We start from the raw sequence: 25,859 nt of genomic DNA, 5'->3' as shown, positions 1-25,859 counted from the left end.
GCCGCTTCACAGCGCATTGATGCAAAAAATTAACCTATCAATGAAATATTTTGATGTGGATGAGGGCTTATGTTGAGCGTTCTTTTTTTACAGAAATAAAATGCGCCAGGAAAAGTATTTGAAGTTTGAAAGAGTTGGATGAATTAACTGGAAAATAGTTGCAGGATTCCATCCAGTCCGACGAAATTTAAAGCGACGTCAGCTTGCGCGCGCACCACCGGTTTGGCGCGGAACGCCACCGACAATCCGGCAATGCCCATCATCCGTAAATCGTTGGCGCCGTCGCCCATGACGATAGTCTGGCGCGGCGCGATATCCAATTCCTTGCACACGCGTTCAACCGTCGCTTTCTTTTCTGCGCCGTCAACAATGCCGCCCATGACGCGACCGCTCAGCTTGCCGTCCACGATTTCAAGTTCGTTGGAGTGCGTGTAGTCGAGCTGAAGTCGCTGCTTCATGCGATCGGTGAAGAAGGTAAAGCCGCCAGAGACCAATAGCGTTTTCATGCCGGCGACCTGGATCGCCGCGAGCATTTTTTCAGCGCCCGGCGACAGGGCCAGGCGTTCATCGTAGACGCGCTGCAGTGCGCCGGCATCCAGGCCCTTGAGCAGGGCGACGCGGCGCGTCAGGCTTTCCTTGAATTCGATTTCGCCGCGCATGGCGGCTTCGGTGATTTCTGCAACCTGCGGTTTCAAACCTTGCATATCGGCAATCTCGTCTATGCATTCGATCGTGATCAGCGTCGAATCCATATCCATGACAAGCAGCTTGAAGTCGGACAGCGAGCGGCTGCGTTCGATGAAGGCGTAGTCCAGCTGCGCGGCCCACGCCGCCATATCGATTTGCGATTTCACTTCATCGTTGTAACTGACATCGATACAGCGGTAGGCATGCTCACCGATGGCGACGATCGTGCGCGGGCGGGCCAGACCGGCGATCTGTTCGACGATGTGACGTTGTGCACTCAGGCCTTGCAAAATCAGATTCATGGTGATGTCGATTAAAGATAGATTCTTATGTTAGCAGTGCGCGTATCGTGTTCTTGATCTGGAGTACGCGTGCGGCGAGGTCGGGCATGTTTGCGGTAATACGTAATTTATCCTGACCGCTCAACTTGATGTGACGATTTTTTTGTATCAGTTCGATGATGCGCATCGCATCGATAGGTGGATTCGGCTCGAACTGCAGGGTCGCAGATTCTGCGTGTGCGTCTATCTTGATGATGCCGACCGGCACCGCTGCTACACGCAGCCTGTGCGTTTCCACCAGCGCCTGTGCCGCATCCGGCAGCTTGCCGAAACGGTCGATCAATTCTTCCTGCAGATCGTTGACGGCATCCTGCGTTTTGCAATTGGCCAGACGTTTGTAGATCGATAGCCGCTCGTGCACGTCGCCGCAATAGGTGCTTGGCAGCAGCGCAGGAACATGCAGATTGATCTCGGTCGTGGTGGCCAGTGGTGCCGCCAGATCCGGCTCCTTGCCATTCTTCAGCGAACGCACGGCTTCGTTCAACATGTCGGAATACAGCTGGAAGCCGATCTCGGTCATTTCGCCAGATTGATTGTCGCCCAGTACTTCGCCGGCACCACGGATTTCCAGATCGTGCATGGCCAGATAGAAGCCGCTGCCGAGTTCTTCCATTTGCTGAATCGCATCGAGGCGGCGTTGTGCCAGTTTGCTCAAGCCCTGCACGTCGTGCACCAGCAGATACGCATAGGCTTGATGATGCGAACGACCGACGCGACCGCGCAACTGATGCAATTGCGCGAGGCCGAATTTGTCGGCCCTGTGCATGATGATGGTATTGGCGGTCGGCACGTCGATGCCGGTTTCGATAATCGTCGTGCACAGCAGAATGTTGAAACGCTGTGCGACGAAATCGCGCATGATGCGTTCCAGATCGCGTTCGTGCAACTGACCGTGTGCAACGCCTATGCGCGCTTCCGGCATCAATTCTTCCAGCATCGCCTTGCGGTTTTCGATGGTTTCGACTTCGTTATGCAGGAAGTAAACCTGACCGCCGCGTTTCAATTCGCGCAGGCAGGCTTCGCGTATCACGGATGCATTTTCACTGCGCACGAAAGTCTTGATGGCCAGACGTTTTTGCGGCGCAGTGGCGATGATGGAGAAGTCGCGCAAGCCTTCCAGTGCCATGCCCAGCGTACGCGGGATCGGCGTGGCGGTCAGCGTCAGTACATCGACTTCTGCACGCAAGGCTTTCAGTGTTTCCTTCTGTCTTACACCGAAGCGATGTTCTTCATCGATGATGACCAGACCCAGGCGCGAGAACTTGGTATCGGCCGACAATAATTTATGCGTACCGATCACGATATCGATGGTGCCGTCGGCCATGCCTTTCATCGCTTGCGTGATTTCCTTACCACTTCGGAAACGCGATAGTTCGGCGATGCGTACCGGCCAGTCGGCAAAACGATCGGCGAAGGTTTGCGCATGCTGTTCTGCGAGCAGCGTCGTCGGCGCCAGAATCGCCACTTGCTTGCCGCCGAGCACGGCGACGAAGGCAGCGCGTAGCGCGACTTCCGTTTTGCCGAAACCGACATCGCCGCAGATCAGCCTGTCCATCGGTTTGCCACTGGTCATGTCCTGGATGACGGCATTGATGGCGGCAGCCTGATCGACGGTTTCTTCAAAGCCGAAACTTTCGGCAAAGGCTGCGTAATCGTGTGCCGAGTATTCGAAACTGTGGCCTTCGCGCAGTGCGCGGCGGGCGTACAGATTCAACAGTTCGGCGGCGGTATCGCGGATTTTTTCAGCGGCGCGGCGTTTGGCTTTTTCCCATTGGCCGGAACCGAGTGCATGCAGAGGCGCATCATCGGGCGAGGCGCCGGAATAACGCGAGATCACATGCAATTGCGACACCGGCACGTAGAGCTTGGTGTCCTTCGCATATTCGAGATGCAGGAATTCGGTTTCGCCTTCACCGAGATCCATGCTGATCAAACCCATGTAGCGGCCTATGCCATGATTGATGTGCACCACCGGATCGCCGATCTTGAGTTCGGACAGATCGCGCACCATCGATTCGACTTGCGTTGCGCCTTCCTGTTTCTTGCTGCCGATGCGGCGGCCGGAGCCGGCATACAACTCGGTTTCGGTAATGAACGCCAGTCCGCCCAGCGCCTCGCCCAATTCAAAGCCGGCGTGCATGGGCGCCACGCCCAACATCAATTTGGCGGACGCGGTGCTGAAGTCGGCAAAGCCGTCTGCCGGCGTGAGTGCCAGATCGTATTCGTTGAAATACTGCTGCAGCGTTTCGCGTCTGCCGTTGCTTTCGGCGCAGATCAGCACGCGCTTGTCGGTTTGCAGCAGCCAGGAGCGCAGATTGACCAGCGGATCATCGGCACGGCGATTGACCGCGATGTTCGGCAATGAAGCGGACAATTCGGAGGCGACATCTTCGCTTTGTATAACCCAGCGGCCGAAAGGTTTCGCCAGCGTGAAGAAGTTTTCATCGCTGAGAAAAATCTGCTCCGGCGCCAGCAAGGGGCGTTCGCGATCGGATTTGAGGAAGCTATAGCGCGATTGTGTGTCGCTCCAGAACCGATGTATGGCTTCGTCGATGTCGCCGACCAGAGCAAAGGTCGTGTCCGGCGGCAGGTAATCAAACAGCGTTTTGGTTTCTTCAAAAAACAGCGGCAGGTAATACTCGATGCCGGCGGACGCAATGCCGCTGCCGATATCCTTGTAGATCATCGAACGCGAGGGATCGCCTTCAAAAATTTCGCGCCAGCGACCGCGGAAAGCGGTGCGCGCTTCTTCATCCATGGGGAATTCGCGTGCCGGCAGCAGGCGTACTTCCCGTACCGGATACAGCGAACGCTGCGTATCTGCATCGAAGGTGCGTATCGTGTCTATCGTGTCGCCGAACAGGTCGATGCGGTACGGCAGCGCAGCGCCCATAGGAAAGATATCGATCAGGCCGCCGCGCACCGAATACTCGCCGGGCGACATCACCTGCTTGACCGGACTGTAGCCGGCCAGTTGCAACTGCGCCTTTAGCTTCGCCTCATCCAGCTTTTCGCCCTGCTTGAAAAAGAAGGTGTAAGACGCGAGGAAGGCGGGCGGCGCCATGCGTACCAGCGCGGTAGTGGCTGGTACGATCAGGACATCGCACTGGCCGTTCAATACTTCATACAGCGTTGCCAGTCGTTCGGATACCAGATCCTGATGCGGCGAAAAGGCATCGTAGGGCAGGGTTTCCCAATCGGGCAATAGATGACAGCGTGGCTTTTCCTGCCCTTCTCCGGTAAACCATGGAATTTCAGCCAGCAGGCGCTGCGCATCGCTGGCATTGGCGACGACGACTGCCAGCATGCATTTTTGCGATTTCAGTTCTGCTGCCGCTTGCGCCAGTACATAGGCATCTGCCGAACCGTGTACAGCAGGCAGAACAAAACGCGAAGCGGGCTTGGGGAGAGATTTTTTTAGGTCGAATGACATCAAATAGCGACATTGGAAATGTCAGGGTGGTCAAAAGTGCCGGCGGACTTGTCCAGACTTGCCCGAACTTGTTTGCATGCACTTCATTTGACAGTGAAAAATTATGATGAGATTATAAACCAAGCCCCTGTTTGAAGTTCTCTTCGCTTGGGCGTGTGCGCAAATCCCCGCAAGGCTTCCCCAACAACAAGCGCACCACGCTTCTTCCCAGCGACCACAACATGACTTTACCCCGCTATTTTGCATTGATTCCTGCTGCCGGCATCGGCGCGCGTATCGGCGGCAGCACTCCCAAGCAATACGTGTCGATAGCCGGCAAGGCTATGCTGCGGCATGTACTCGATACGTTTTCCGATACGGTGGCGATTAGCCATACTTTTGTGGTCGTCAGTGCAGAGGATGGCTACATCAACGACATCATGGCAGAGCCGGCGGACCATCATGCCGGCATCACGGTATTGCGCGTCGGCGGGCCGACGCGCCAACTGTCGGTGTTGAACGGACTGCATGCTGCCCGCGAATGGATAGGGGATGATGACTGGGTGCTGGTGCACGATGCGGCCCGTCCGGGATTGAATGACAGTCTGGTAGACAAGCTGATACAGACGCTGAAGGACGACGAGGTAGGTGGTTTGCTGGCGGTGCCGGTGGTCGATACCCTGAAACGCATGGATGAATCAGGCCGCGTCGAGAATACGGTGGCACGCGAACACCTATGGGCTGCGCAAACGCCGCAGATGTTTCGTTATGGCTTGTTGAAGAAGGCGCTGGAGCAGGCGGCAGCAGTGACCGATGAAGCCGGTGCGATGGAAGCGCTGGGTCTGAAGCCGAAACTGGTCACGGGACATGCGTGCAATTTCAAGGTGACCCTGCCGGAAGATGTGGCGCTCGCCGAATTATATTTAAAAGGACTTGTATGAGTATTCCCGCCACACTTTCCATGCCTTTTCGTATCGGCCAGGGTTACGACTGCCATGCGCTGGTAGAAGGCCGCAAGCTGATTATCGGTGGCGTGACGATTCCGCATGTGACCGGCCTGCTGGGACATTCGGATGCCGATGTGCTGCTGCATGCGATTACCGATGCCTTGTTTGGTGCGGCGGCATTGGGTGATATCGGTCGGCATTTTCCCGATACGGCAGTCGAGTTTGCCGGCGCCGATTCGCGTGTGCTGTTGCGTGAAGCGGCCAAGCGCGTGGCCGCAGCCGGTTTTTACATCGGCAATGTGGATGCCACCATCATCGCGCAAAGACCGAAGATGGCGCCGCACATTACGCAGATGATTGCCAACGTTGCGGAGGATCTGGGCGTGGCTGTCAATCAGGTCAACATCAAGGCGAAAACGAATGAAAAACTCGGTTATCTGGGGCGCGAGGAAGGGATCGCTGCCGAAGCGGTGGCCTTGATTTATCAGAGATCATGAAACGGATCGAATTTTTTGACCATTCCCTTGTCTACCCAGCGAGACTGATTTTTTCAACAGAAATACATTCATAAGAGTGCATACATGTCGAATGAAGGCTATCACGAGCCGATAGATAAATTGTCGGCGGAAACCATGGACATGCACAGGGCGATTACCTCGCTGATGGAAGAGCTGGAAGCGGTCAACTGGTATAACCAGCGCGTCGATGCCGCGACCGACCCTGAATTGAAGAAAATCCTTGCGCATAATCGTGACGAGGAAAAAGAACACGCGGCAATGGTGCTGGAATGGATACGCAGGCGCGATCCCAAAATGGACAAGGAATTGCGCAATGCCTTGTTCAAGGAAGGTCCGATCACCGCTGATCATCACGAATAAGCAGTATAAAAAGCAGTATAAAAACGACAAGCTGACGAAAAACATTGAATTTTTAGGCTTCGGCGCAATCTATTGCAGCAAAGGCTGGATTCACGCATAGTGCAGTTATACGAAATCGTGCAGAAAAAGGCCGCAGACATCCGTTTCGCACGATTCGGCTATACTACGAAGACTCAGGAGTGACACATACATGGCATCTTTTCTTTTCAGTCAGCATGCACAAGGTTGGCAACAAATGTTCCGCCGCAGCCAATCCGGCGGCTTTGCTTCGCGTTTGCTCGCGTGGCTGGTGCTGGGTCTGGTATTGATGGTCGGCCTGCTGGTGGTCGTGACGGTGCTGTTGCTGAGCTGGTTGCTGATTCCGGTGCTGCTGTATAAAAGACGTCGTGCACTGAAAGCACGATTTGAAGCGGAACGCGCCTTTCATCAATCTGCGCATGGCGACATCATCGACGGCGTAGTGACTGAAATCAGGGATGAAAAAATGTAAGCTTGCGCTTGTTTGCCAGACGGCGAACAACAGTTAATAAAAACGCACATTGCTGAAAGGCATGTGCGTTTTTTTATTGATGCGTCGATGAATCGGGCTGCTTGCTGCCTTATGCGCAGCCCGCATCTGCCAGGCAGCTCAGATGGTAAAAGGGGAGTGGCGTTTCCTGGGATTGGCCAGGACTATCTGTACCGTCAGCCCGCCGCCATCGCGATTGAACAGATGCAGCTTGCCGCCGTGCCGCTTGATGATGCGATCGACGATCGCCAGGCCCAGGCCGGCACCATTGGCTTGTCCGCGTGCACTATCCATGCGGGTAAAGGGGCGCAGCAGGCGGACAATCTCTTCTGTCGGCACGCCGGCGCCGTGATCAGCGATTTCCAGTATGACTTTGTCGCCCTCGATGCGGCAGCATATGTCGATATCGACATGATGGGCGTCAATCGCCTTGCCGTAGCGGCGCGCATTTTCAACCAGGTTATTGACGACGCGTTTGATATCGATGGCATTCCCGAGGACGATCACCTTGTCTTCAATGACGGGGTGCACCTGCACATCGGGCAGACGGGCGGCTTCGTGCGCCGCTTCCGATAGCAACGCCGTCAGGTCGATGGATTTGAAATGGCTGCTGTCTACCGGCTTCGCATAATCCAGAAATTGGCCGATGATGGCGTCCATCTGTTCCAGATCGGATTGCATGCCTTTGCGCGCATCATCCTGCAGGCCCGCCATTTCCACTTCCAGCTGCATGCGAGCGAGCGGGGTGCGCAGATCGTGTGAAATACCGGCGAGAACCACTGCGCGGTCGGACTCCACCCGGTTCAAGTCATCGACCATTTGATTGAAGCTGTGATTGGCTTCACGGATTTCAGTCGGGCCGCTTTCCGGCAAGGGCGCGGGCCACTGTCCGTTGGCAATCGCACGGGTGGCGGCGGTGAGGCGCGCCAATGGCTGGTTGATCAGGCCGGAAATCATCAGTGCGCCCAGCAGCGATAACAGCAGGGTGGCCGCACCCCAGCCTATCCATTGCGCGCCAAAACTGGCTTCCACCCGACTGCGATCCAGCATCAGCCAGTACTCATCGTCGGAAATGGTGAAGCTGACCCAGAAGCCGGCGACATCGTTGACTGTACGGGCAAAACGGGTGTCCTTGCCCAATGCAGCGCGTACGCTTTCCTGAATGCTGCGCACCACGCTGTTTTCGATAGGAGGTTCGACGCGATCGCTGTCTTCCAGCGGATAGACGCGTATGCCTTCATTGCTGGAAAGATCGAACAGCAATTCGCGCCGCAAGTCGGGCGCTGAGTGTGTCAGAGCGGCACGTGTAATGGTAACGACGGAGATGACTTGTGCGGCGATTTGGTTGGCGCGCGGTGTCTCTTCAACCGCGCGATAGCTGGCGATCCAGGCAGCCATGCTGGCGGCAATCAGAAAGGCGAGCAGAAAAAAAGTGCGCCAGAATAGACCGCTTCTTATCCAGTTCAGGCGATTTGACGATATGGACATCCGTGGATTTTTCACGCAGTTGCAAAGAGATTAGCGCGGCTTGCCTTCTGGAATGAAGACATAGCCGAGACCCCAGACGGTTTGAATATACAGTGGCGTGGATGGATCCGGTTCGATCAATTTCCGCAGGCGTGAAATCTGTACATCGAGGCTGCGATCGAATACTTCATATTCGCGACCACGCGCCAGTTCCATCAGTTTTTCACGTGATAACGGTTGGCGGGCGTGGCGTGCAAACACCTTCAAGACGGAAAATTCACCAGTGGTCAGTGGTACGGTTTCGTCATTTTTTTTCAGCGTGCGTGTGCCGAGATCCAGCGTAAACTCGCCGAAGGTAAATGATTGCGGCGTTTCGGACGGCGCACCCGGCGCTTCATCGGGGCCGACACGACGCAGCACGGCGCTGATGCGCGCCACCAGTTCGCGCGGGTTGAAAGGTTTGGCAATGTAATCGTCGGCGCCCATTTCAAGACCGACGATACGATCGACATCTTCGCCTTTGGCGGTCAGCATGATGATAGGCGTCTTGTCGCCGGCACCGCGCAGACGGCGGCAGATCGACAGGCCGTCTTCTCCCGGCAGCATCAGATCCAGTACCAGCAGGTCGTAGCGTTCACGCAGCCAGAGCTTGTTCATCGCCTGCGCATTCTCTGCCGTCACTACATTGAATCCTTGTTCAGACAGATAGCGACGCAGCAAGTCGCGCAAACGCAAATCGTCATCCACCACCAGCACCTTGGTTTGATGCGCATTGGTCGAATGGCCTGGTTCCTTCATGGGTACATTTGTCGTATTCATTTTGCTATGGTAACGTCAGAAAGACTTTTCGGTACAAGGTGAATTGCAGGCATTACAAAGTGTTACAACCTTTACGGAAATGGACTTAGGGCTGGCTGCAAAGCAGCATAAACTTTGGACATGGTTTGCAACAGGGGGCGTGTCCATCGGGAGCGCAGCGGAAGATGACAATGATGAATATAACATTGAAGAGAATGGGATTGGTGATGGTGCTGCTTGCAGCGTTTGCCGGCACAACGACAGCGTATGCGCAGTCACGCTTCCAGGGGAATGCGTTCGGATATGTGACGCAGGATGATTCTCGTCAACGTTTCAATCAGGATAGGCGTGGGGATAATGGCCAACGTCAGGCGCGCGAACGTCGTGACGACTATGGTGCAGATCGTAATGCGGGGCGGCAGGATCAGGGGCGCCGCGATCCGCGTTTGTCGCCCGACGAACGGCGCGCATTGCGCCGCCAGATTGATGAGGCTGGACGCGATATTTATGCGCCGCGCCGATAGATGCTTCAAGCCGGATAGTGAAAGCAAAAAAATATGCCGCCATCACTGGCGGCATATTTTTTTGCGGAGTGCAGACACGACGGGTGGGACCCGTCAATACATGAATAATCAGCCGGCGACGATGTGGCGGCTCATGGCCTTGCTTGCTGTCTGACCGTCCGGTCCGTAGGTATTGTTGCCTTGCACGCTGCCATGCTGCAGGATATTGAGCACGTTCTGATTACGCACTATCTGCTTGTTGAGCAGCGTTCCGTTGACGCGATTCAGTTCCTTGCCGGCTTCCGCCAGTGCAATCAGTTCATGCCAGGATGTCTTCGCAGTAGCCGAAGCGGCAGGGCTGCCTAACCAGGCTTGCATGCCCGCTTCGTTTGTTTCAAAACCTGCTGTTCCGAGGCGTGCGTGTCGTTTGGCGGCCAGTTCGGCCATGTGCAGCGCAGCTTTTGCCTTGGGTTCGGTCAAGGCGGCGATGGCTTCGATATCGGCGGCAATCAGCTTTTCCTGCTCTAGTTGCAGCAATTCCGTCAATGCGCGTACAGCTTTGTGTTCTTCACTCAAGCTGTCTGCAGGGTTGCTACCGAACGAATCCATGTTGAAATTAACCTCTCCGGGCGGAGATCAGGTCTTTTACCGTGTCCATCAGTCCATCTGCAACGCGTTCTGCGTTGACCTGGAACTGACCGCCGGCAATCGCTGCCTTGATCTCTTCCACTTTTTTAGTATCGAATGCGCTGGCACTGGAAACCTGGCTGGTCAACGCCTGTACTTGCGTCGACAGCGTGACATTGGCCGACGGAGCCTTGCTGCTGCTGGCGCCTGCGGCTTTTTCAGTTCCCTTGCCCGCGCGGGTTTGCGTCGTATTGACGCCTATGCCTGCGGTTTTCTTGCTTGAGTCATCAATTTTCACGACATCACCCCGTTTGGTTTGCGGCAAAACGCCTATCTCTTGATGGGACTAACGGCGTTATTAGGCCAAACTTTAATATTAAATTGGTGAAACGTAAAATTTTGTTTCTCAATCTAGCTTGTTAATACGTTAATTCAACGACGCCGCCCAATTTTGCAATTCCGCTAATGACCTGACCTGCCGGTGTGCGGACCTGGGTTAACTGGCCTTCATTTGCATTATTCAGTGCGCGCGCTTCGCTGGAGACGCTGAAGCCTGCGCCATTGACGATCACCCGCACCGCCTGTCCCTGCTGGATTGCCTGCTGGTTGCGCAATGCATCCTGCCGCAGCGGCGCACCCAGCGCCACCATGGTGGCTGCGGTGCGGCCTATGGCCTGCGATGCATCGGTGATGACGCCGGCCGGCAAAGTGGTGAGGTCGCCCTTGAGCGTGGCAATGTCGCCCTGTCCTATGGTTTGTCCCTGTGATAGCGGGGCAGCTGCGGCGATGTATTCGCCGTGTACCTGTACTTTTGCCTGTACATAAATGGTCCACCGGGATGGGGCGCTGCAACGCAAGCCTACGCTGGTCTTGCCCCAGGCCTTGCTGGATGCGGGCAGGAATGCTTCCGGTGCGACGCATGCCGGCAATTTGGTGCGTGGATCTATAGAGCCCATCGTTATCCGCACTTCACCCGGCAAGCCGGCAGCCTGCGTGCGCAAAAACTGTTCGGCCGTTTGTTTCAGTACGCCCAGATCCTGACGCGCTTCGGGCTCGACACCCTGCGCGACAGCACATTGCGCGGAGAGAGCGAGGGCGGCAATAACAAAATTAAAAGTGTGTCTCATGGCTGGCTATGGATTGATCGCACGACCATGGTACTGATTGGATGCTACGGCAAAGCTGGGAATAGCACGGATTTTTGTCTTCTTATCGTTTGATCGAAGCGGGTGTGTGCTCCGTATGATCCACGCTATACAAATCCATTATCGGCGCAGAACGGGAAGTTCCTGAACGCGCACTTCGGAGGTCGACATGATCGGAAAACTTGATGACTTGATGCGCTTTCAGGAGACGGCACTGAGTCTGCGCGCGCAACGTCAGCAATTGCTGGCATCGAATATTGCCAATGCGGATACGCCCAACTTCAAGGCGCGTGACATCGATTTTAACAAGGCCTTGCAAGGCGCGATAGCCAAGAGCGCCGGCGGCGCAACAGCGCCGGCCGCTCTGGTGAAGACGACTGCGGCACATCTGTCGTCGAATACGCACGCGACGATAGGCGGAGCGCCGCTGTTATACAGCAATACGCAGCAGGGCAATATCGACGGCAACACGGTCGATATGGATGTGCAGCGCAATCAGTTTACCGATAACGCGATGCGCTATGAAGTCAGCGTCACGCTGGCATCGTCGAAAATCAGGGGAATGCTCACCGCTATTCAGGGGCAATAATCATGTCGCTATTTAATATCTTTAACGTTGCCGGTTCGGCCATGAGTGCGCAGAGTCAGCGCCTCAATGTGGTCTCGAGCAATATCGCCAATGCCGAAAGCACCACCAGCGCCGATGGCAAGACCTATCGCGCCAAACAGGTGGAATTTCAGTCGCTGCCGATGGCGGGTGCGACATCCACAGGCGTCAAGGTCAAGCAGGTGGTCGAAGACGCTTCGCCGCTGAAAATGGTGTTCGATCCAAAACATCCGAATGCCGATGAAACCGGCCATGTCGCGATGCCGAATGTGAATGTCGTGGAAGAAATGGTCAACATGATTTCCGCCTCGCGTTCCTATCAAACCAATGTCGAAACCATGAATGCGGCCAAGACGATGCTACTGAAAACGCTGACGCTCGGTCAGTAAACAATAAAAGGAATAATCATGAGCGCTATCAGTAATACCTTGCCGCAGTCTGTACTCGACGCGATGAATCCGAGTGCGACGAAGACCAAATCCAGCGTAGATGAAGCGCAGGATCGCTTCATGAAGCTGTTGATTACGCAGATGCAAAATCAGGATCCGCTGAATCCTATGGATAACGCTCAGGTAACCAGTCAAATGGCGCAATTGTCGACGGTGACCGGGATCGACAAAATGAATGAAACGCTGCAGTCCCTGATTGGCAGCTACCAGTCCAGCCAAACGCTGCAGTCCGCCAACCTGATTGGTCATGGCGTGCTGGCGCCGGGCAACAAACTCGGCCTGGCAGAAGATAAAGCACTGATGGGCGTTGAATTCCCGGAAGCGATCGATTCGGCGGAAGTAGTGATCAAGGATGCAGCCGGCAACGTGGTGCAGACGCTGAGCTTGGGCAAGCAAGATGCTGGCACTGTGCCGCTGCTGTGGGATGGCACAAAAGCGGATGGCAGCAAGGCGGAAGAGGGCACTTATACGTTTGCTGTAACGGCGCTGGTCGCTGGCAAGGCAGTCACGGCCAACGAACTGCAGTTTGGGATGGTGACGACCGTGACTACCGGCCAAAACGGCGTGAAGCTGAATGTACCCGGACTGGGCGCACTCGATCTTTCCGATATTCGTCAATATCTTTAATACAGCGGCAAACCAACCCAGGAGAAATACATGAGTTTCCAACAAGGTTTGAGCGGATTGAATGCCGCTACCAAAAGTCTAGAAGCAATCGGCAATAACGTCGCTAACTCGGGTACAGTCGGTTTCAAGCAGTCCCAGGTGCAGTTTTCCGATATCTATGCCAGCACCTTGACCGGCTCCGGCGCTGCGCAGATCGGTATCGGTACGCAGGTTGCAAGGGTGGCGCAATTGTTCAGCCAGGGTAATGTCACGCTGTCCAATAATCCTTTGGACATGGCGATCAACGGTAATGGTTTTTTTCGTATGGATACCAATGGCGCGCCGTCCTATACCCGCAACGGACAATTTACTTTAAGCAAAGAGGGGTTCATTGAAAATGCATCAGGTGGGCGTCTGACGGGATTCTTGCTGGACGCAAACGGCATCCCTTCGATTGGTCCTAGCCCATTGATTATCAATAAAGCTGATTTGGCACCACAGGCCACAACTACTTATGATTTATCTGTAAAGCTGGACTCCGGAGAAGCTGATAAGACTGCGGCAGATTTTAATCATAGTGACTCTACAACTTACACTCACTCTACATCCGTACCGGTTTATGACAGCCAGGGTAACTCGCATATTTTGAGTACTTATTACGTCAAGACTGCTGCTAATCAGTGGAGCGTGTTTGCAAGTGCCGATAATGTGCCGATTGGATATGATCCAGCAGCAGTGCCACCAGCCAATGCGCCAGTAGCCTTGGGTACGATGACATTTGGTAGTGGCGGGGCTTTGACAACCAACCCCTCTACACTCGTTGTTCCAATAGCAGTTACTACTGGAGCAGCACCGTTAAGTATCACACTAGACCATAAAGGCTCTCAGCAGTTTGCCGGTAGTTTTGGGGTGAGTAAACAGTTACCTAACGGTTATGCAGCCGGTATGCTGGCCAGCTTTAGTGTATCGAATGACGGCATGATTCTCGGTAGATATACAAATGGTCAGTCCAATATATTGGGTCAAGTCGCACTAACGAATTTTGAGAATCCCAATGGTTTGCAAAACGTTGGTAACAATCAATGGGTAGAAACGGCAGAGTCTGGACGCCCAAGGACGGCGACTCCTCAAAGTACCGGCTTGGGTTCGGTGCAGTCGTCGCGGGTCGAAGAGTCCAATGTCGATCTGACCGCCGAACTGGTCAACATGATCACGGCGCAACGCGTCTATCAGGCCAATGCACAAACCATCAAGACGCAGGATCAGATTCTGCAGACACTGGTGAACTTGCGCTAATGCAGGCAGTGATGGCAGTCGTCTCGGCTGGTTTGCAAAGCTGATGCGACTGATCACAGGAGAAAGAAATGGATAGACTGATTTACACCGCGATGACTGGTGCCAAGCAGATCCTGGAGCAGCAGGCGACGGTGACGCACAATCTGTCGAATGTCTCGACTACCGGCTTTCGTGCACAGCTCGATACCTTCCGTGCGGTGCCGGTGGTCAATGCGGCTTTGCCAACGCGTACCTTCGTGGTCGACTCGACGGTAGGCACCGATTTCCGTGCCGGGCCGTTTCAGCAAACCGGGCGTGATCTTGATGTCGCGATCCAGGGCAAAGGCTGGCTGGCGATAGAGCGTGCCGACGGCACGGAAGGATATACGCGTTCCGGCAGTCTGAAAGTCAATGAGAACGGTGTGCTGCAAACGCAGTCCGGCTTGAATGTGCTCGGCGATGGCGGACCAATTTCCATTCCGCCGAATGTGCATGTCACGATTGCCAAGGACGGCACGATCTCTTCGGTGGAATCGGGTAGTAGGCCGGGTCAGACGATACAGGTCGGACGCCTGAAGCTGGTTAATCCGGATGAAGCCAATCTGAAACGTGCCGACGACGGTTTTTTCGTTACCAAAGATGGTGCAGACGTGGCGTCCGATGCCGGCGTGAGTGTAGTCAGCGGCGCGGTCGAAGGTAGTAACGTCAATGTTGTCGATGCGATGGTCAACATGATCAGTCTGGCAAGGCAGTTCGAGCTCCATATGAATATGCTGAAGCATGCCGAGAGTAACGCTGCCAAAGCCACCGAGTTTCTCGCTTTGAGTTAATGGCTGTACGGGCACAATGAAGTAACCGTCTGGTTTTGATTAACCGACATCGGAGAAAAAAATGATACGTTCCTTATGGATTTCCAAAACCGGTCTGGATGCGCAGCAAACGCAGATGGACGTCATCTCGAATAACCTGGCCAACGTCAGCACTACCGGCTTCAAGCGTTCACGTGCCGTTTTCGAGGATCTGCTGTATCAAACGATACGCCAGCCGGGCGCTGCGTCTTCGCAGCAAACGGAGTTGCCATCCGGTCTACAACTCGGTACCGGTGTGCGTCCGGTAGCGACCGAACGTATTCATACGCAAGGCAATCTGCAACTGACCAGCAATGCCAAGAATCTGGCGATTGAAGGCGACGGCTTCTTTCAGGTATTGATGCCGGACGGCACCACCGCCTACACGCGCGACGGTTCCTTCCAGACCAACAATCAGGGCCAGATGGTGACGTCCAGCGGCTTCCCGATCCAGCCTGCCATCACGCTGCCGGAAAACGCGACGGCGATCACGATCAGCCGCGACGGTATCGTCTCGGTCACCTTGTCCGGCACGACGGCAGCAACCGAGGTCGGCTCGCTGCAACTGGCGACCTTCATCAATCCGGCCGGCTTGATGAGTCGGGGCGAAAACCTGTACGTGGAAACCACGGCATCCGGCACGGCGAATACCAATACGCCTGGCTCCAACGGCGCCGGTTTGCTCAAGCAGAATTATGTCGAAACGTCGAACGTCAACGTGGTCGAAGAACTGGTCAGCATGATCCAGACGCAACGCGCATACGAAATCAACAGCAAGGCAATCACCACATCCGACCAGATGCTGCAACGTTTGACGCAGATTTGAGCGAGGTGCGTGGTCGCGCGGATAGTGTGTAAAGGAATGGCAATGAAAAACTCTTTGATGGCATTGATTGTGGTGGCAAGCGCGGCACTCTCGGCTTGTTCGACGCCGGATACCATCGTAAAAACACCGTTGACGGCGCGTCCGCAGGCAGCCAACACAATTGCGCCACCGGCCAATGGTGCGATTTTTCGGGCAGCTGCCTATCGCCCGATATTTGAAGATCGCCGCGCACGTTTGATTGGCGACACGATCACGATCGTCATCAACGAGAAGAGTTCGGCCGGCAAGCAGGCAGGCAGTGCCGCCAGCAAAACCGGCAGTGTGACGGCGTCGGCGCCTAACGTGTTTGGACTGCTGGGCAGCCTGACCAATCGTCTGAGTGCAAGCGGATCGAATGCCATCAAGTATGAAGACAAGGGAGCGGTCACTTCCAGCAATAATTTTATCAGTACCATGACGGTCACCGTGATCGATGTGCTGTCGAACGGTAATCTGATCGTGGCAGGGGAAAAACAGGTTTCACTCGACAAGGGATCCGAATTCATCCGCTTCTCCGGCGTGATTGATCCGAGCACCGTTAACTCCGGCAATATCGTCTCGTCCACACAGGTGGCCGATGCAAAAATTGAATATCGCACCAACAGTACAGTAGATGGCGCCGAAGTGGCATCGATGCTGGCGCGTTTCTTCCTCAGCGTACTGCCTCTCTGATTTCTCTAGAAGGCAACCAGGAAACCACATGAAAACCGTACTCAAACCACCTTCCATATTTAAAAAATCATTGCAGATACTCGCCTGTTCGGCGTGCCTGCTGATGCCGCTCGCATCGCATGCCGAGCGCCTGAAAGATCTGACCAGCATCCAGGGCGTGCGGCAGAACCAATTGATTGGTTATGGCCTGGTCGTCGGCCTCGACGGCAGCGGTGATCAAACCACGCAAACGCCGTTTACGGTGCAAAGCGTAATCACTATGATGCAGCAAATGGGCATCAACCTGCCGCAAGGCACCAATCTGCAATTGAAGAACGTGGCCGCAGTCATGGTGACGTCGTCGCTGCCGGCATTTGCACAACCGGGTCAGACGTTGGACATTACCGTGTCGTCGATGGGGAATGCAAAAAGCCTGCGCGGCGGCACCTTGCTGATGACGCCGTTAAAAGGTGCAGACGGCCAGATTTACGGTATGGCGCAGGGTAACGTCGTGGTGGGGGGCGCAGGTGCGGCAGCCAACGGCAGCAAGGCGCAGATTAATCATTTGAGTGTGGGCCGGATTTCTGCAGGCGCCACGGTAGAGCGCGCGGTAGCGACGACGTTGGGTCAGGGCGACGTGATTTTCCTGGAACTGAAAGAAAGTGATTTTTCCACCGCCAGCCGCGTGGTCGATGCAGTCAATGCGCGCTTCGGCCCGCAAACGGCAGCGGCACAGGATGGTCGCGTCATTCGTGTGCGCGCTCCGGCGAGCAACGACGAGCGCGTCAGTTTCCTCGGTGCACTGGAAAGCATCAATGTGACGCCGGCGCAGGTCAGCGCCAAGGTCATCATGAATGCACGTACCGGCTCGGTCGTAATGAATCAGGCAGTGACGCTGGATGCCTGCGCGGTTTCGCACGGCAATCTGTCGGTCACGATCAATACTCAGCCTGTCATCAGCCAGCCGGCGCCGTTTTCCGGTGGGCAGACCGTGGTGGCGCAACAATCGCAAATTGAAATCAGCAAGGAGCCGGGTAAAGTCATCCTGCTGAAAAATTCCACTTCGCTGGCAGATGTCGTGAAAGCCCTGAATTCGATAGGCGCGACGCCACAGGATTTGCTGGCCATCCTGCAAGCGATGAAAGCCTCCGGTTCGCTGCGCGCAGAACTGGAAATCATTTAATTACAGATGATTAATTACGCATGATCACGCCTGCTGACAACTCGAACAGTTCGCTCGCGATCGATGCCAAGGGCATCGAATCGCTGAAGCAGTCAGCGCGCCAGAATTCGCCTGATTCGCTGAAGGCTGCAGCCAAGCAGTTCGAAGCGCTGTTCATGAACATGATCATGAAAAGCATGCGCGAAGCTACGCCGCAGGAAGGCGTGTTCGATAACCAGCAGACCAAGATGTATACGTCGATGCTGGATCAGCAAATGAGTCAGAGCATGGCCAACAAGGGCATAGGACTGGCCGAAGTGCTGATACGCCAGTTGAGCGTCAACAATGCGGTGGCCGATACTGCCGCGATGAGCGATGAGCCCAGCAGCGCAACGGGCGGCAATGAAATCGGTTTGATGCAGGCAGTGCAGATCCGTGATATCTACGGCAAGCATTCAAAACTGGCGGCGGCCTACGAGGGAGACGATGTCACCGTGGCTGCAGCCGAAATGGCAGTCTCGACTTCTGGGCAGCCTGCGCATGTGCAGGCCTTCCAGAACAAATTGAATGCGCACGCAGAAGAAGCCAGCAAAACCACAGGTATTCCAGCCAAATTCATGCTGGGCCAGGCCGCGCTGGAAAGCGGCTGGGGCAAGCATGTGATGCGCACCGCAGATGGCGGCAGCAGTCACAATCTGTTCGGCATCAAGGCGACCGGCGGCTGGAAAGGCAAGACCGTGGATGCCGTGACAACGGAATACGTCAACGGCGCACCGCAAAAACGGGTGGAAAAATTCCGTGCCTACGATTCCTATGCAGACTCGTTTCGCGATTACGCGAAGCTGCTGAAGAATAATCCGCGTTATGAAAAGGTGCTGGCCAATGCCAGTGATGTTCAAGGTTTTGCACAAGGTTTGCAGCGTGCCGGTTATGCAACTGACCCCAACTATGCGGCAAAACTCACGCACATCATCAACAAGAATCTATCGGCTTGAGCAGTGTTTCCGGCATGCAGGAAAGCGCATGTTATCTAAGTTTTAAGTAGCTCCGCTCAAGTTTTCCATCGTCATGCCGTACACATCGATATAGCGTTTAAAGAAAAACCATGGCCAATATTCTCAGCATCGCCCAGAGTGGCCTCGCCGCAGCACAGGCGGGACTTGCCACTACCGGACACAATATCGCCAATCAGGCGACGCCGGGTTACAGCCGGCAATTGGTGATTCAGGCATCGGTGGGTGGGCAGAACTTCGGCTACGGTTTTATCGGCAACGGTACCAACGTGCAAACCATACAGCGGGTGTACAACGAGTTTCTCGGCTCGCAGGCAATTGCAGGCCAGGGCACGGCCAGCCAGTTGGCCACGTATTACGCGCAAATCAACAAGATCAATAACATGATCGCCGACCCGACCACTGGCCTGACGCCGGTGTTGGCTGATTTCTTTAAAGGTGTGCAAGATCTGGTGGCAAATCCGGCTGCAGCGCCATCGCGCCAGGCCATGTTGTCAGGTGCGGAATCACTTGCCGCGCGCTTCCAAAGCATGGCTGGACAATTGCAAGGCATGCAAGACGGTGTCAACAATGAAATCAGTTCGGCCGTAACGACTATCAATGCCTACGCCAAGCAAGTCGCCCAGTTGAACGAGGCGATTTCCAAGGCGCAGAATGGCACCGGGCAAGCGCCTAATGACCTACTCGATCAACGCGATCTGATCGTTTCCGAATTGGCCAAGCAAACCAAGGTGACGGTGCTTAAGCAGGACAGTGGTTACGGTATCTTCATAGGCAACGGCCAGCCGCTGGTGATAGGACACAGTGCACGGGAACTGATGACCGTGACCTCGCCTACCGATCCGAAACGCCTGCAAGTTGCCTACATTGATAATGGCAATACTGTCATCCTGCCGGAAAGCTCTTTAATCGGTGGCAATCTGGGCGGTTTGTTCAAGTATCGCAGTGAGACACTGGATACGATGCAGAATTCGCTGGGCCGGATTGCAATCGGCCTGGCTTCCACCTTCAATGCGCAGCACAAACTGGGGCAGGATCAGAATGGCGCGCTGGGGGGCGATTTTTTCAGTGTGGCCCAGCCGCTTATTAATCCGAGTGAAAATAATTCACCCGGATCGGGGATAGCTGCGACCATCAGTAACGTCGATGCATTGACGACCAACGATTATCGCGTGTCTTACGACGGCACCAATTACAAGGTGACGCGCCTGCCGGATAACACTTCCACAAACTTTGCAGATGCAGATCTACCGATAGAGATGGATGGCGTGACCTTTTCGCTGACAGGTGCGCTGGCTGCAGGCGACGAATTCATAGTAAAACCGACCGTCAATGGTGCTTCGAGTCTGAGTGTATTGATCAAGGATGTAGCAGCGATTGCCGCCGGCACACCGATTCGCACTACTGCACCAGCAAGCAATATCGGCAACGGAGCGATCAGTGCTGGCAAGATCAATGCCGCTTTTACTGCAGCCACTGTCAGTACACCGGTTACGCTGACCTATGACGCGACCACCGGAACCCTGAGCGGTTTTCCGGAAGGCATGGATGTGACGGTGACCATCAATGGCGTGTCGACTCCCGTCCCGGCCGCCACGCCTCCTGATCTGACAACAATCGCTTTTACCGCCGGTGCAACCATCTCCTTCGGTGGTGCGGAAGTTCAGATTAGTGGCACTCCTGGCGAAGGCGACAAGTTCACCATCAGCGCCAATGCTAACGGTGTTGGTGACAATCGCAATATGCTGGCGCTCGGTGAATTGCAAACCAAGAAGGTCCTGCAGGATGGCAAGGCTAGTTATAACGACGCCTATAGCCAAGTGGTGAGTCTGATTGGCAATAAAACACGCGAGATGCAAAGCAATAGCCTGGCCGAGGCCACCTTGCTGAAACAAATACAGACGGCCCAGCAATCAGAGTCGGGTGTGAATCTGGATGAAGAAGCGACCAATCTTTTGCGTTATCAGCAGGCCTATCAGGCTTCCGGCAGGGTAATGCAGGCAGTCAGCGACATGTTCGATGTCCTGATCTCCATAGCTCGATAGAGGTAAAGACCATGCGTATCAGCACCAATATGATATTTGAAATGGGCTCCAGGCAGATGAGCGAGCTGCAGGCTGCGATGGCCAGAACGCAGCAGCAGGTGGCCAGCGGTCGTCGCATCTTGTCGCCGGCAGATGACCCGGTTGCTGCAGCAACGGCTTTGGGTGTCAATCAAGCCATATCGATTAACGATCAGTTTTCAATTAATCGCCAGAATGTAAAAAGCGCCTTGTCACAGGAAGAAAGCGTTTTGCAAAGCGTTACGTCGCTGCTGCAATCGGTCAAGGATGCCGTAGTGGGTGCAGGTAATGGCTCAATGAATGATCAGCAACGTCAAACCTATCTGACGCAACTGCGCAGCAACTTTGATGAATTGATGGGTCTGGCGAATACGCGCGACCCAGGCGGCAATTACATCTTCGGCGGTTATCAGACAAATTCGCAGCCATTCACCCAATCCGCTTCCGGCGCGACCTACAACGGCGACCAGGGACAACGCATGCTGCAGGTGGACACAGCGCGACAATTGGCGGGCAGCGATTCCGGCACAGATGTGTTCGAGAGCGGCAAAACCGGTAACGGTCGTTTCGTGACAGCAGCCGATGCCGGAAATAACGGCACCGGCGTAGTGAGTCTGGGATCGGTATCCGATCTCGCCCAGTTGAATGGTCATACGTATGAGCTGACGTTTGCGGTAGATGCTGTTACCGGCCTCACCACCTATCAGGTAACAGAAACACCAGCTCCAGTGCCGCCGCCCTTGCCAACGGACCTACCCTTTGTCAGCGGTCAGGCGATTACAATTGGCGGCATGCAGTTCGACATCAAGGGTAACCCTGCCGATCAGGATACTTTCACCGTCAAGCCGAGTACCGAACAAAGCATATTCACGACGATCAACAATCTGATCGACAGCCTCTCTGTAACCGGTGAAGGCCAGCCCGGCCAGACCAGACTGACGAATGCGCTCAATACCGCCAATACCAATATCGACAAAACCATAGACAATATTCTGACCATGCGCACCACGATCGGATCGCGCTTGAAAGAGGTCGATAATCTGGAAGATTCCGGTATGGATATGAAGCTGCAATATCAGTCAACCCTGAAGGCTTTGCAGGAGATCGATCCGGTAGAGGCGTATTCGCAGTTCACACAGCAGCAGTACACGCTGCAGGCGGCACAGCAATCCTTCATCAAGATCACCGGCCTGAGTCTGTTCAACCTGCTGCGCTAAGGTTCGGCTTTTCCCTCTATCGCTGTTAGCCCCTAGCTGTTAGTTCATACATGCATCATGTGCATGATCTGGTAGCGGGTCTTACGGCGCCAGCGCCACGGTAATTCTTCCTATCGCATCAATTCCTTCCTGCATCAAATTGATGAAGGGATTCATCAGATAAGGCAGGACGATGGCGATCATGATGAAGCCGACACCGATGGTGATCGGGAAACCGATACCGAAGATGTTCAATTGCGGTGCAGCCCGCGTCAAAATGCCGAGGGCGATATTCGTCATCAGCAGTGCGGCAACCATGGGCAGAGATAGCTGAACGCCGGCGCTGAAAATACGTCCCCCCCATTTGACGATCTGAAAAAAACCTTCCGTCGAAACAAAACTGCTCGAAATCGGCAGCAGCTCGAAGCTTTGCGCCAACGTGGAGAGAACGACCAGATGCAGATTGGTCGATAGATAAATCATCAGTATGAGCAGCGCCAGAAACTGGCTGATCGCCGACGATCGTGCGCGCGTTTGCGGATCGAAAAAACTGGCAAAGCCGAGACCCATGGTCATGCCGGTGATTTCGCCTGCCATTTCCACACCGGCGAACACAATGCGCATCGCAAAACCCATCGTGAGGCCGATCAGTAATTGCTGCACCAGAATCAGCAGGCCGGCAGGCGACATTGGATCCATGGCAGGCAGAGCCGGTACGGTAGGCGCAATGACCAATGCGAGCATGATGCCGAGGCTGATCTTCACGCGTGCCGGTACGCTCACGTTGCCAAATAGCGGTGCGACCGAAATCAGGCCGAGGATGCGCGTGAGTGGCCACAGGAAAGAGGCGATCCAGGTATGTAATTCGGCGCTGGTAACAGAGATCATGTCGACATGATGCGAAGCCCGGGAAGCTGGCGCTGCATTTAGCTGACGAGTAGGGGGATATTGGTGAACGTCTCGCGCATGTAATCCAGCATCACGGTCAGCATCCACGGCCCGGCAATGATCAATGCGAGAAAAATGCCGACCAGTTTCGGAATGAAGGACAGTGTGGTTTCATTGATTTGCGTGGCGGCCTGGAAAATACTGACGATCAGGCCGATGCCCAGCGCAACCAGCAACATCGGCGCCGCTACCATCAAGGTAATTTCAATCGCATGACGGCCCATGGTCATGACGGTTTCGGGAGTCATAGCAAATCCTTAGTAAAAACTTTGCGCCAGTGAGCCGATCAGCAATTGCCAGCCATCGACCAGGACGAACAGCATCAGCTTGAACGGCAAGGCCACAATCGCCGGTGACACCATCATCATCCCCATCGACATCAAGACGCTGGCAACCACCATGTCGATGATCAGGAAGGGAATGAAGATGGCGAAGCTGATCTGGAAAGCGGTTTTCAGTTCGCTGGTGATGAAGGCCGGTACCAGTATGCGCAGCGGAATATCTTCCGGTCCTTGCAGCTCCGGCCCTTTGGACATTTTGACGTACAGGGCCAGATCGGATTCGCGGGTCTGCTTGATCATGAAGGTTTTCAAAGGCGCTACCGCCTTGTCGAGCGCTTCACCCATCTGGATCTTGTTGGCGGAGAAGGGTTGATAGGCGTCGACGTAAATCTTGTCCAGCACCGGGCTCATGACAAACAGGGTCAGGAACAATGCCAGTCCGATGATGACCTGGTTCGGCGGCGAACTCTGGGTGCCGAGCGCCTGGCGCAGTAATGAAAGCACGATGATGATGCGGGTAAAACTGGTCATCATCAGCAGCACGGCCGGTAAAAACGACAAGCCGGTCAGCAGCAGCAGGGTTTGCAGGCTGAGCGAATAGGTTTGCCCGCCGCCCGGCGTCGGTGTACTGGTCAATGCGGGCAGGCCGGCTTGCTGCGCCATGGCTGCCATCGGCAAGACCAGCAGCAACAGGGGCAGGCAGCGACGCAGCAGGGGAGAAGTGCTATTGGACATTGCGTTTTTCGATTGTTTGCGCGAGCCAGCTGGAAAAATTCTTTGCCGGCGGAGCATCGGTCATGACGGGTGTTTCCTGGCGAGCCATCGTGCTCAAGGCATTGACGCGGCCCGGTGCGACGCCCACGACTATCCATTGATCGGCGATTTCGACAACCACGACGCGTTCACGATTGCCGACGCTGACGCCGCCTATGATCTTGATATTGGCGGCACTGCTGCCTTTTGCGCCGGTAAAACGGCGCAGCATCCAGGCTGCGGCTGCCATCAGGCCCAGTACGACCAGCAGGCCCAATGTGACTTGCAGCAGATTGCCAGCTGTCGATGTATTGGCCGCAGCAGCGGTAGCAGCAGGTGCATCGGCAGCGCGGGCCGCTGTTGCCAGCATCGCCAGCGGAGCTGCCGCCAGCAAGATAAGACGAGGAAAAATCATCGGTTCAATTTGCGGATACGTTCTGACGGCGTGATGATATCGGTGAGACGAATGCCGAATTTGTCATTCACCACCACGACTTCACCTTGTGCAATCAGGCAGCCGTTGACGAGTACATCCATCGGTTCGCCGGCCAGACCGTCGAGCTCGACGACGGAACCCTGCGCCAGTTGCAGCAGATTCTTGATGGCGATCTTGGTGCGGCCGAGTTCTACCGTCAGTTGCACCGGGATATCCAGGATAAAGTCGATATCGTTGTGCGTACCGGTTTTCAGGTCACCACCGGAGAAATCCTTGAAGACGGTGGCAGCGGCCGCTTTCGGTGCCATCGCAGCAGCTTCTGCTTCCGTCTGCTCCTGCTCGGCCATGGCCGCGCCCCAATCGTCTTCCGCAGTAGTCTGGGATGCGTTTTCTTCACTCATGATCTTCTCCTTGCGTTGTATCGTTTGCGCTATAGATCAGTTTTTCCACACGCAAAGCATATTGCCCATTCAGTTTTCCGTATGAGCATTCCATCACCGGTACGCCATCGACTTCCGCCGTGACCTGCTCCGGTACGGCGATCGAAATAATGTCGCCGATCTTCATGTTCAGGATGTCGCCCAGGGTTACTTTGGCCGACCCCATATTGGCGAGAATTTCAACTTCTGCAGTCTGGATCTGCTGCGTCATCAAGCGTATCCAGCGCTTGTCCATTTCCAGCGTTTCGCCCTGCATGCTGCTGGTCAGCAGATCGCGTATCGGTTCGATCATCGAGTAGGGCACGCAGAAATGCAGGTCGCCGCTGACCGGACCGAGTTCGATCGTGAAAGTGGTGGCAACCACCACTTCATTCGGGGTCGCGATGTTGGCGAACTGAGTATTCATCTCCGAGCGGATGTACTCGAATTCAACCGGATAGACGGGTTCCCATGACTTGGCATAGGTTTCAAAAATGATGCCGAGTATGCGCTGGATGATGCGCTGTTCTGTTTGCGTGAAATCGCGACCTTCCACCCGTGTATGGAAGCGGCCATCGCCGCCGAACAGATTGTCCACCAGCAGGAAGACCAGATTCGGATCGAGCACGATCAGGCCGATGCCGCGCAGCGGCTTCATGTGAATCAGGTTCAGGTTGGTCGGCACCACCAGATTGCGTATGAATTCGCTGTATTTTGATACGCGCACCGGACCGATGGAAACTTCGGCGCTGCGATGCAGAAAATTGAACAGGCCGATGCGCAACAGGCGCGAAAATCGTTCATTGATAATTTCCAGCGTCGGCATGCGGCCGCGCACGATACGTTCTTGCGTTGCAAGATTGTATGGACGCACGCCAGTCGAATCTTCAGGCTTGCCGGCCTCATCCTGATCGCCATTGACGCCCTTTAAAAGAGCATCAACTTCTTCCTGTGAGAGGAAATTATCGGCCATG

The 25,859-nt window shown here is 55.0% G+C and carries 29 protein-coding genes; 16 read left to right on the top strand and 13 right to left on the bottom strand.

The annotated features are described in order from the left end of the window. Positions 1–143: 143 nt before the first annotated feature. Both serB and mfd read right to left on the bottom strand, forming a co-directional pair. Complete coding sequence (serB, locus tag ACIQW9_RS06150) at positions 144–989, bottom strand: phosphoserine phosphatase SerB (RefSeq protein ID WP_402334265.1); 846 nt, start codon at positions 987–989, stop codon at positions 144–146. Positions 990–1,014: 25 nt separating this feature from the next. Beyond that, complete coding sequence (mfd, locus tag ACIQW9_RS06145) at positions 1,015–4,461, bottom strand: transcription-repair coupling factor (protein ID WP_402334261.1); 3,447 nt, start codon at positions 4,459–4,461, stop codon at positions 1,015–1,017. Between the two features lie 221 nt (positions 4,462–4,682). On the opposite strand from mfd, the gene ispD reads away from it, so the two are divergent. The 4 genes from ispD (at position 4,683) to ACIQW9_RS06125 (ending at position 6,755) form a co-directional block, all read left to right on the top strand. Then, on the top strand, positions 4,683–5,381 hold the full coding sequence (ispD, locus tag ACIQW9_RS06140) for a 2-C-methyl-D-erythritol 4-phosphate cytidylyltransferase (RefSeq protein WP_402334259.1): 699 nt from the start codon (positions 4,683–4,685) through the stop codon (positions 5,379–5,381). Then, entirely contained in the window at positions 5,378–5,884 is a 507-nt protein-coding gene (gene ispF, locus ACIQW9_RS06135) for a 2-C-methyl-D-erythritol 2,4-cyclodiphosphate synthase (RefSeq protein ID WP_402334257.1), read from the top strand. The genes ispD and ispF overlap by 4 nt, the downstream gene beginning before the upstream one ends. A gap of 84 nt (positions 5,885–5,968) precedes the next feature. Next, positions 5,969–6,265 carry an encapsulin-associated ferritin-like protein gene (locus tag ACIQW9_RS06130; protein ID WP_402334254.1) on the top strand — a complete coding sequence of 99 codons (297 nt, stop codon included), beginning with the start codon at positions 5,969–5,971 and terminating at the stop codon, positions 6,263–6,265. Positions 6,266–6,455: 190 nt separating this feature from the next. Further along, entirely contained in the window at positions 6,456–6,755 is a 300-nt protein-coding gene (locus ACIQW9_RS06125) for a hypothetical protein (protein WP_011871382.1), read from the top strand. A 138-nt stretch (positions 6,756–6,893) separates the two neighbouring features. Here the strand turns inward: ACIQW9_RS06125 and ACIQW9_RS06120 are convergent, their stop codons facing one another. Together ACIQW9_RS06120 and ompR are read right to left on the bottom strand one after the other, a co-directional pair. Then, on the bottom strand, positions 6,894–8,261 hold the full coding sequence (locus tag ACIQW9_RS06120) for an ATP-binding protein (RefSeq protein ID WP_402334251.1): 1,368 nt from the start codon (positions 8,259–8,261) through the stop codon (positions 6,894–6,896). A gap of 30 nt (positions 8,262–8,291) precedes the next feature. Further along, positions 8,292–9,059 carry a two-component system response regulator OmpR gene (gene ompR / locus ACIQW9_RS06115; protein WP_402334248.1) on the bottom strand — a complete coding sequence of 256 codons (768 nt, stop codon included), beginning with the start codon at positions 9,057–9,059 and terminating at the stop codon, positions 8,292–8,294. 173 nt (positions 9,060–9,232) lie between these two features. Between ompR and ACIQW9_RS06110 the strand changes: the two genes are divergently transcribed. Next, positions 9,233–9,562 (top strand): hypothetical protein, encoded by a 330-nt coding sequence (locus ACIQW9_RS06110; protein WP_402334245.1) that lies wholly within the window; start codon positions 9,233–9,235, stop codon positions 9,560–9,562. Between the two features lie 108 nt (positions 9,563–9,670). Here the strand turns inward: ACIQW9_RS06110 and ACIQW9_RS06105 are convergent, their stop codons facing one another. The 3 genes from ACIQW9_RS06105 to flgA form a co-directional block, all read right to left on the bottom strand. Next, positions 9,671–10,117, bottom strand: coding sequence for a flagella synthesis protein FlgN (locus ACIQW9_RS06105; RefSeq protein WP_402334242.1), 447 nt, complete (start codon positions 10,115–10,117; stop codon positions 9,671–9,673). 40 nt (positions 10,118–10,157) lie between these two features. Then, a complete protein-coding gene (gene flgM, locus ACIQW9_RS06100) occupies positions 10,158–10,466 on the bottom strand; it encodes a flagellar biosynthesis anti-sigma factor FlgM (protein ID WP_402334239.1) in 309 nt (102 codons plus the stop codon). A gap of 121 nt (positions 10,467–10,587) precedes the next feature. Beyond that, entirely contained in the window at positions 10,588–11,295 is a 708-nt protein-coding gene (gene flgA / locus ACIQW9_RS06095) for a flagellar basal body P-ring formation chaperone FlgA (RefSeq protein ID WP_402334237.1), read from the bottom strand. Between the two features lie 187 nt (positions 11,296–11,482). Between flgA and flgB the strand changes: the two genes are divergently transcribed. The 11 genes from flgB to flgL all read left to right on the top strand — a co-directional run bounded on the left by flgB (position 11,483) and on the right by flgL (position 22,069). Beyond that, positions 11,483–11,902, top strand: a complete 420-nt coding sequence (gene flgB, locus ACIQW9_RS06090) for a flagellar basal body rod protein FlgB (RefSeq protein WP_402334234.1) — start codon at positions 11,483–11,485, stop codon at positions 11,900–11,902. Positions 11,903–11,904: 2 nt separating this feature from the next. Continuing rightward, the gene (flgC, locus tag ACIQW9_RS06085) at positions 11,905–12,309 is read left to right on the top strand and encodes a flagellar basal body rod protein FlgC (protein ID WP_353156669.1); all 405 of its coding nucleotides are present in this window, start codon (positions 11,905–11,907) and stop codon (positions 12,307–12,309) included. Between the two features lie 18 nt (positions 12,310–12,327). Further along, positions 12,328–12,996, top strand: coding sequence for a flagellar hook assembly protein FlgD (locus ACIQW9_RS06080; protein ID WP_402334231.1), 669 nt, complete (start codon positions 12,328–12,330; stop codon positions 12,994–12,996). Positions 12,997–13,026: 30 nt separating this feature from the next. After that, positions 13,027–14,271, top strand: a complete 1,245-nt coding sequence (gene flgE, locus ACIQW9_RS06075) for a flagellar hook protein FlgE (RefSeq protein WP_402334228.1) — start codon at positions 13,027–13,029, stop codon at positions 14,269–14,271. A 68-nt stretch (positions 14,272–14,339) separates the two neighbouring features. Further along, positions 14,340–15,080, top strand: coding sequence for a flagellar basal-body rod protein FlgF (gene flgF, locus ACIQW9_RS06070; protein WP_402334225.1), 741 nt, complete (start codon positions 14,340–14,342; stop codon positions 15,078–15,080). A gap of 61 nt (positions 15,081–15,141) precedes the next feature. After that, positions 15,142–15,924 (top strand): flagellar basal-body rod protein FlgG, encoded by a 783-nt coding sequence (gene flgG / locus ACIQW9_RS06065; RefSeq protein ID WP_402334223.1) that lies wholly within the window; start codon positions 15,142–15,144, stop codon positions 15,922–15,924. A 42-nt stretch (positions 15,925–15,966) separates the two neighbouring features. Continuing rightward, positions 15,967–16,635, top strand: a complete 669-nt coding sequence (locus ACIQW9_RS06060; RefSeq protein ID WP_402334220.1) for a flagellar basal body L-ring protein FlgH — start codon at positions 15,967–15,969, stop codon at positions 16,633–16,635. A 28-nt stretch (positions 16,636–16,663) separates the two neighbouring features. Continuing rightward, positions 16,664–17,797 carry a flagellar basal body P-ring protein FlgI gene (locus tag ACIQW9_RS06055; RefSeq protein WP_402334217.1) on the top strand — a complete coding sequence of 378 codons (1,134 nt, stop codon included), beginning with the start codon at positions 16,664–16,666 and terminating at the stop codon, positions 17,795–17,797. 20 nt (positions 17,798–17,817) lie between these two features. Beyond that, on the top strand, positions 17,818–18,771 hold the full coding sequence (flgJ, locus tag ACIQW9_RS06050) for a flagellar assembly peptidoglycan hydrolase FlgJ (protein ID WP_402334214.1): 954 nt from the start codon (positions 17,818–17,820) through the stop codon (positions 18,769–18,771). A gap of 110 nt (positions 18,772–18,881) precedes the next feature. Then, a complete protein-coding gene (gene flgK / locus ACIQW9_RS06045) occupies positions 18,882–20,834 on the top strand; it encodes a flagellar hook-associated protein FlgK (RefSeq protein WP_402334211.1) in 1,953 nt (650 codons plus the stop codon). A gap of 11 nt (positions 20,835–20,845) precedes the next feature. Further along, positions 20,846–22,069 carry a flagellar hook-associated protein FlgL gene (flgL, locus tag ACIQW9_RS06040; protein WP_402334208.1) on the top strand — a complete coding sequence of 408 codons (1,224 nt, stop codon included), beginning with the start codon at positions 20,846–20,848 and terminating at the stop codon, positions 22,067–22,069. A gap of 81 nt (positions 22,070–22,150) precedes the next feature. On the opposite strand, the gene fliR is transcribed toward flgL, so the two are convergent. The 6 genes from fliR to fliM are packed head-to-tail and all read right to left on the bottom strand — an operon-like array spanning position 22,151 to position 25,858. Beyond that, positions 22,151–22,936 (bottom strand): flagellar biosynthetic protein FliR, encoded by a 786-nt coding sequence (fliR, locus tag ACIQW9_RS06035; RefSeq protein WP_402334205.1) that lies wholly within the window; start codon positions 22,934–22,936, stop codon positions 22,151–22,153. A gap of 38 nt (positions 22,937–22,974) precedes the next feature. Continuing rightward, positions 22,975–23,244, bottom strand: a complete 270-nt coding sequence (gene fliQ / locus ACIQW9_RS06030; RefSeq protein WP_402334203.1) for a flagellar biosynthesis protein FliQ — start codon at positions 23,242–23,244, stop codon at positions 22,975–22,977. A 9-nt stretch (positions 23,245–23,253) separates the two neighbouring features. Then, the gene (fliP, locus tag ACIQW9_RS06025; protein ID WP_402334200.1) at positions 23,254–24,012 is read right to left on the bottom strand and encodes a flagellar type III secretion system pore protein FliP; all 759 of its coding nucleotides are present in this window, start codon (positions 24,010–24,012) and stop codon (positions 23,254–23,256) included. Further along, positions 24,002–24,445: a flagellar biosynthetic protein FliO gene (fliO, locus tag ACIQW9_RS06020; protein ID WP_402334197.1), complete on the bottom strand. Its 444-nt coding sequence runs from the start codon at positions 24,443–24,445 to the stop codon at positions 24,002–24,004. Before fliO ends, fliP begins: the two co-directional genes overlap by 11 nt. Further along, on the bottom strand, positions 24,442–24,867 hold the full coding sequence (fliN, locus tag ACIQW9_RS06015; protein WP_402334194.1) for a flagellar motor switch protein FliN: 426 nt from the start codon (positions 24,865–24,867) through the stop codon (positions 24,442–24,444). The genes fliO and fliN overlap by 4 nt, the downstream gene beginning before the upstream one ends. Next, positions 24,860–25,858 carry a flagellar motor switch protein FliM gene (gene fliM, locus ACIQW9_RS06010; RefSeq protein WP_011871359.1) on the bottom strand — a complete coding sequence of 333 codons (999 nt, stop codon included), beginning with the start codon at positions 25,856–25,858 and terminating at the stop codon, positions 24,860–24,862. The genes fliN and fliM overlap by 8 nt, the downstream gene beginning before the upstream one ends. Between the last annotated feature and the right edge of the window lies 1 nt (position 25,859).

The sequence above is a fragment of the Herminiimonas sp. NPDC097707 genome (genome assembly GCF_044761395.1).
GTDB lineage: Bacteria > Pseudomonadota > Gammaproteobacteria > Burkholderiales > Burkholderiaceae_D > Oxalicibacterium.
Note: the sequence above shows the minus strand (reverse complement) of the source record. Positions and strands in the feature narration are given on the sequence as shown.